This window comes from Streptococcus intestinihominis, from assembly GCF_046824975.1.
Classification (GTDB): domain Bacteria; phylum Bacillota; class Bacilli; order Lactobacillales; family Streptococcaceae; genus Streptococcus.
In genome coordinates this window covers 135,474-141,994 of record NZ_JBKQBL010000002.1, presented here as the reverse complement: position 1 = coordinate 141,994, position 6,521 = coordinate 135,474, and the positions used below count along the sequence as shown (strand labels likewise).

Genomic DNA, 6,521 nt, shown 5'->3' with positions numbered 1-6,521 from the left:
TTTCATCATTATTTATTCTGAATGTCCTCTATATTCTTGATGAGGATCGAGTAGGTCCCATTATCATTCTGGATGAACTCTACCGATTCAGCATCTTCGTAAACATGGTTAGGGACCAAAAGCTCAATTCCGTTTGAAAGGGAGAGTTTTTGGTTTTCAAATTTCTTCAATTGGCGGCTGGCATCAATCTCATCGAAGCAAACGGGATCTGGAATAGTCTCTTTCACCTGATCGACAAAACTGAGTCGAGCTGTTAAGTTGTTATCGAACAAATCATTGGCTAACTTTTCAGGTGATAATTCATTCTCTTCTTCCAGTTGGTTGAAAATTGCTGATTTGACCTTGGATTGGAACTGAAAATCATCTTGTTGGAAGTTCTCAGCAATCCGTTGGGCCGTTTTTTCGATTTCTTTGATCGATTTTTTAGGTGAAATCTTGGGTTGCTCCTGGAGGAGATTCTCAGAGAAATAGTTCAAGAAAGCCCCATTGTACTTGATTCGTTTTTCGATCAAATGGTACTTGCGGCTTTGAAGATTAATGACCAAAGCCTCATCGGCTCCCGTTCCAAAGCCAGGTAGATTGTTTTGCGTTAGCTTGATTGGGTTATCTACTTCTCCTCCAAGATGGGTCAAGGTTTCCCGTAAGGCAATCCGAAGAAAGGCAAAGTGGTCCACTCCTTCTTTCGAGAATTGGATAAACACCAAATCGTTGGTCTTTTGATTTTCAGAGACGCCGAATTCTTCTTTCCAGCGATTGGCTACGGCTACTGAAGTTTCTAGGAGATCATCCGTGATCATCTCAAGGAATGGATTGTCTTCCTCAAAAATGCCGGTCTTGGCCTCATCGGAATAGACCCGCTCAATCTTTTTGCGCAAGTATTCCTCAATTTTGGGGGTGATATTCAGGAATTTGTCTGCTAGATAAAGATCGGTATCATCTGGGCTAAATTGATGAATGATGGCTTTTTTTACGTAAATGTCCATAAGATGGTTTAGTCCTCGTAAAGTGGGAAGGCATCTGTCAAGGCTTTGACTTGGTTCCGCACTTCTTCTAATACAGCTGGGTTCTCTGCGTTTTTCAAGGTTTTGATCATCAGTTCAGCCACTGTACGGCTTTCCTCTACTCCAAAACCACGAGCGGTGATGGCTGCTGCACCGATCCGAATCCCACTAGTCTTGAATGGTGATAAAGTTTCGTAAGGAATGGAGTTCTTGTTGAGAGTAATGTTGACTTCATCTAGCAAGTTTTGCGCCACTTTCCCATTTTCAACGACTTTCGTCACATCGACAAGGAAAAGGTGGTTCTCAGTTCCGCCTGAAATAACACGAAAATCAGGATCTTGTAAGAAGACAGCCGCCATAGCCTGACTGTTTTTAATGACGTTCGCTACATACTCTTTAAAGGCTGGATCCAGTGCTTCCTTGAAGGCTACTGCTTTAGCTGCGATGACATGCTCCAAAGGTCCTCCTTGAATACCAGGGAAGATAGCTGAATTGATCTTCTTGGCCAAATCTTCATCATTGGTCAAGATCAAGCCACCACGAGGGCCACGAAGGGTCTTGTGAGTGGTCGTGGTCGTGATATGGGCATAAGGAACTGGACTTGGATGAAGACCTGCTGCTACCAAGCCAGCGATATGGGCCATGTCAACCATGAGCTTGGCTCCTACTGCATCCGCAATCTCACGGAATTTTGAGAAATCAATAATCTGAGAGTAGGCTGATGCACCAGCAACGATGAGTTTTGGCTTCACTTCTTGGGCTTGTTTTAAGATGGCGTCAAAATCCAAGAGTTCTGTTACAGGATCCACGCTGTAGGATACAAAGTTGTAGGTTTGCCCTGAGAAGCTCACAGAGGCGCCGTGAGTTAAATGTCCCCCTGCAGCCAGATCCATCCCCATAACAGTATCGCCAGGCTCAATCAAGGCCATATAGGCAGCGCAGTTGGCCTGACTACCTGAGTGAGGTTGAACATTGGCAAACTTAGCACCAAAAATTTCCTTAGCGCGTTCGATGGCTAAGCTTTCAACCACATCGACCACATCTGTCCCGCCGTAGTAACGACGACCAGGGTAGCCTTCGGCATATTTATTGGTCAGAATAGATCCTTGAGCAGCCATAACCGCCTTAGAGACGACATTCTCAGAAGCAATCAACTCAATATTGTTTTGTTGACGTTCTTCTTCCTTGGCGATGGCATTCCATAGATCAGCATCATAGGCTTTGTAATCTTCTTTGTCAAAAATCATAGATCTACTCCTTTAAAAAAATTTAATAAAACGTTTTTGTAGCTTATCACAGCTATAATCGACATGCTCGTAAAAAGCATGAGCCTCAGTGCGGTAGTCAGCAGAGTTTAAGCGAATAAAAGCGTATCCTCTTCGTTTGGCTTCTTCTTCTAATCCTTGAAGCAAAATTTTCCCGATGCCTTTCCCTTGCTGATTTGGTAAAACAGCAAGAGCCAGAACATTAAAACCAGGTTCTGAGTAGAGGGATTGGTAAACTTCTGCATGAACATAACCAAGCAGTTGCTGGGTCTCGCTATCTTCAAACCCAATGAAAAAATGGTGGGAATCTTGGATTAATTTAGCTAGCTGCTGGCCAGTTTTCTCAGTAGAAAAAGAGTAGCCTAATGCTTGCTCGTTAATCCGACTTAAAGCTTCCACATCCGTCAATAAAAGGTTACGTAACATCTTCTTCCTCCCAGAAAGGAATCTCTGGTACACGCTCAAGGATCTCCGAACGTGTAATAGCACCCTGACGCAAGATTCGGGCTTTAGAACCCGAAAGGTCTAGAATAGTTGAGTCTTGTCCAGTTAGAAAGCTATCGTCTTCAAGTCCTAAAACACCATGGCCAAGTTCCTTAAGAATTTGCTGGCACTGGGTTCCACTAGCTTTCCCTGAAAGATTAGCAGAAGGTCCAATCAAGGGACCTGTTTTACGAATTAATTCCAATGTCTTTGGATGGGCCGGCATCCGAAATCCAACTGTAGCCATTCCAGAATTGATCCAAGCTGGAACCTTTTCATTAGCCTCAAGGATGATGGTTAAAGGGCCGGGTAAAAAACTTGCAATCAATTTGGACAGGTAGAGTGGTTGATTTTTCGAATAAAATCGAATTTCTGCTTCGCTGGAGATATTTAGATTCATAGCCTTTTCGCGAGGGCGTTGCTTTAGAGCATATACATGATCAACTGCTGCTTCATTCAGAGCCTTGGCAAAGAGGCCATAGACGGTTTCTGTCGGTAAGACAACTGCGTGACCAGTTTCTAATTCTTTTTTAAATAGATCCATTGTCTACTACTACCATTCTATCTTGTCCAAATTGGTCTTTCAGAACGCGAACGCGTTTATTGGGAAATGCTTCTTGAAAGAGCTCTTTTACTTTGGCTCCTTGCTTATAGCCAATTTCTAGATAAACCTTTCCGTCTGCTGTTAAAACATTTGGTGCCTGTTGGGCAATCTTTTCGTAGATGGCATATCCATCACGGTCCGCAAAGAGAGCTAAGTGGGGTTCAGAGGCTAGTACGTTGGGTCCGACTTCTTCTACATCATCACGAGAGATATAGGGTGGGTTGGACACAATCAGGTCATAGAGACCTTCTAACTGATCCAGAACATCTGACGACTTGAAGGCAACATTTGCTTCTAACTGCAAGGCATTTTCTCGAGCAAGGGCTAAAGCCTCTTCTGACACATCACTAGCTTGAACCTGCCAGTTAGGTCTAGCAACAGCTAAACTAATAGCAATGGCCCCACTACCAGTTCCGATATCTAGAACTCGTAAGGCTTCCTCATCGTTTTCCTCCAGTATGAGATCTACCAACTCCTCTGTCTCTGGTCGTGGGATCAGTACGCGCTTGTCAACTGTAAAAACATGGCCACAGAATTCTGCGCTGCCAATAATATACTGGGCAGGGACGTGATGTTTCAACTGCTCAAAGATGGATTCAAGCAAGTCCTGGTCCTCTGCTTCCACTTCTTTTTGCAAGGCAAGGACAAAGTCTGTAAAGGTCCAGTTTTTTAAAGCTCGATACGCGAAGGAGAGGCTTTCTGCTTCCTCTCCAACGGCTATTAATGCTTCTTCATACTGAGCTAATAATGGTCCCAACAACATTATTTGTTCAACTCTTCTAGTTTTTGTGTTTGGTCATACAAGACCAAAGCATCGACCACTTCGTCCAGTTTACCAGATAAGATAGTGTCCAATTTTTGAAGGGTCAAGCCAATCCGGTGATCGGTCACACGGTTTTGAGGGAAGTTATAAGTCCGGATCCGCTCTGAACGGTCACCAGTACCGATAGTGGACTTCCGCTCAGCGTCTTGCTCGTCTTGGGCAATCTGAGCAAAGTGGTCAGCCACACGCGCACGGATGATCTTCATGGCTTTTTCACGGTTCTTCTGTTGGGTCCGTTCTTCCTGCATCTCGACCTTGATATTGGTTGGCAAGTGGACGATACGAACGGCTGTTGCGACCTTGTTGACGTTTTGTCCACCCGCACCAGAGGCGTGATAGATGTCAATCCGAAGGTCTTTTGGATCAATGTCGTACTCGACTTCTTCGATTTCTGGCATGACCAGAACGGTTGCTGTAGAGGTATGGACACGACCTTGGCTTTCAGTCACAGGAACGCGTTGTACCCGGTGGGCACCAGATTCATACTTGAGTTTCGAGTAGACTGATTGACCAGAGACCATGGCTACGACTTCTTTGATCCCGCCAACGCCATTGTAGGAAGCTTCCATGACTTCAAAGCGCCAGCCTTGGCTTTCTGCGTATTTTTGGTACATCTGCAAGAGATCACCAGCGAACAACTGGGCTTCGTCACCTCCTGCTGCCCCACGGATTTCCAAGATAATGTTCTTATCATCGTTTGGATCTTTTGGAAGAAGTAAGATCTTCAGTTTTTCTTCGTATTCTTCTTTTTCAGCCTTGGCATCTTTTAGCTCTTGCTTGGCCATTTCTTCCAAATCAGCGTCTCCACCTGATTCTTTAATCATTTCTTCAGCATCGACGATATTTTGAAGGACTTGTTTGTACTCACGGTAAGCTGTCACCGTGTCACGAGTGGAAGCTTCTTCTTTTGAAAGCTCCATAAAGCGTTTGGTATCAGAGACCACATCTGGGTCACTCAATAACTCTCCTAACTCTTCGTATCGGTCTTCTACAGCTTGTAGTTGATCATAGATATTCATGTTTGCTCCTTAAGATTTCTTTTCTTGCTTAATATCTGGATTAAAATAATGCTTGCGGCAAACCGAGATATAGGTCTCGTGTCCACCAATCTGGATCTGCTCTCCATCGTAGACGGGTTTTCCCGCTTGGGTGCGCAAGACCATGGTCGCCTTGCGGGAACAGTATTGGCAGATAGTTTTGATCTCCTCAATCTTGTCCGCTAACAAGAGGAGGTGTTTGGAACCTTCAAAGAGCTCATTTCGGAAATCATTTTTGAGGCCAAAAGCCATCACCGGCACATCCAGTTCATCAACAACCCTAGCCAAGTCATAGACATGGTGGCGTTTCAAAAACTGAGCTTCATCGATCAAGACACAATAGGGTTTCTCCTCCAAACTTTGGATATAACCGAAGATATCTGTCTCATCTTCAATGGCCATAGCTTCTCGTTTCATACCGATCCGGCTAGAAACTACTCCCACTCCATCTCGTGTATCGATTGCCGAGGTCATGATGACGACGCTCTTGCCTTGCTCTTCATAATTATGGGCCACCTTCAAGATTTCAATGGTTTTCCCTGAGTTCATGGTCCCATATTTATAATATAATTGTGCCATTTTCCTTCTGTTCTCTCTAAAATGTGTTTCATTATATTATAACACGGGCAGTAAATTAGGGCAACTTATAGAGAGGTTCACCATTGGATGATGGACTATGGACGTAGAGTTCTACGGAGCCTTGTTTTTCCTGTTTGCACTAGCAAAAATTGAACTCTGTTGCCACATCATTTTTGTTATTTGAGAATAAAAAAAAGCGTCTATCATTTCCCTGACAAAATGACAAACGCACGGTGAGAGACCACTTCTCACAAATTAATTATACCATAATAAGTGAAGTTATGTAAGTAGGTAGTACTAAATATTGGTAAAAAATTTTTATATGGTTATTAAACTTATACTCGCAACATCTACATAGACTCCTCCTTTTCATATAAAATGTGATAAAATAAGGTTAAGATTTATAAAGGAGGTGGCGCAATGCCATTTGTACGTATTGATTTATTCGAAGGGCGCACCTTGGAGCAAAAGAAAGCTTTGGCCAAGGAAGTAACCGAGGCTGTCGTTCGGAATACAGGTGCTCCCCAATCTGCTGTTCATGTCATTATCAATGATATGCCTGAAGGAACCTACTTCCCTCAAGGTGAGATGCGCACTAAATAAGAGAGTGGGACAGAAATCGGTAATTCGTTAGAATTCGATTTCGTCATCCCACCTCCGCACAGTTGAGTAGGGCTATAAAAGCTAATAAAATTAGCGTAGTAGAAGCCCACTCAACCACTGTGCGTT

Annotated in this window: 8 protein-coding genes; 1 reads left to right on the top strand and 7 read right to left on the bottom strand. The window is 43.7% G+C overall.

What is annotated here, in order from left to right; genetic code table 11:
- Positions 1-8: 8 nt before the first annotated feature.
- The 7 genes from ACLOR3_RS03995 to ACLOR3_RS03965 are packed head-to-tail and all read right to left on the bottom strand — an operon-like array spanning position 9 to position 5,792.
- Positions 9-983, bottom strand: coding sequence for a nucleoid-associated protein (locus ACLOR3_RS03995; RefSeq protein WP_411400329.1), 975 nt, complete (start codon positions 981-983; stop codon positions 9-11).
- 8 nt (positions 984-991) lie between these two features.
- Positions 992-2,248: a serine hydroxymethyltransferase gene (glyA, locus tag ACLOR3_RS03990; protein WP_411400330.1), complete on the bottom strand. Its 1,257-nt coding sequence runs from the start codon at positions 2,246-2,248 to the stop codon at positions 992-994.
- 12 nt (positions 2,249-2,260) lie between these two features.
- Positions 2,261-2,692: a GNAT family N-acetyltransferase gene (locus ACLOR3_RS03985; protein ID WP_411400331.1), complete on the bottom strand. Its 432-nt coding sequence runs from the start codon at positions 2,690-2,692 to the stop codon at positions 2,261-2,263.
- Positions 2,682-3,293: an L-threonylcarbamoyladenylate synthase gene (locus ACLOR3_RS03980; RefSeq protein WP_411400332.1), complete on the bottom strand. Its 612-nt coding sequence runs from the start codon at positions 3,291-3,293 to the stop codon at positions 2,682-2,684. Before ACLOR3_RS03980 ends, ACLOR3_RS03985 begins: the two co-directional genes overlap by 11 nt.
- Complete coding sequence (prmC, locus tag ACLOR3_RS03975) at positions 3,280-4,116, bottom strand: peptide chain release factor N(5)-glutamine methyltransferase (RefSeq protein WP_411400333.1); 837 nt, start codon at positions 4,114-4,116, stop codon at positions 3,280-3,282. Before prmC ends, ACLOR3_RS03980 begins: the two co-directional genes overlap by 14 nt.
- A complete protein-coding gene (gene prfA / locus ACLOR3_RS03970) occupies positions 4,116-5,195 on the bottom strand; it encodes a peptide chain release factor 1 (RefSeq protein ID WP_023026823.1) in 1,080 nt (359 codons plus the stop codon). Before prfA ends, prmC begins: the two co-directional genes overlap by 1 nt.
- Before the next feature lie 9 nt (positions 5,196-5,204).
- Entirely contained in the window at positions 5,205-5,792 is a 588-nt protein-coding gene (locus tag ACLOR3_RS03965) for a thymidine kinase (protein ID WP_048716033.1), read from the bottom strand.
- 420 nt (positions 5,793-6,212) lie between these two features.
- Here ACLOR3_RS03965 and ACLOR3_RS03960 point away from each other — a divergent pair, with 420 nt between their 5' ends.
- Entirely contained in the window at positions 6,213-6,395 is a 183-nt protein-coding gene (locus tag ACLOR3_RS03960; protein ID WP_001117401.1) for a 4-oxalocrotonate tautomerase, read from the top strand.
- The last annotated feature ends 126 nt before the right edge of the window (positions 6,396-6,521 follow it).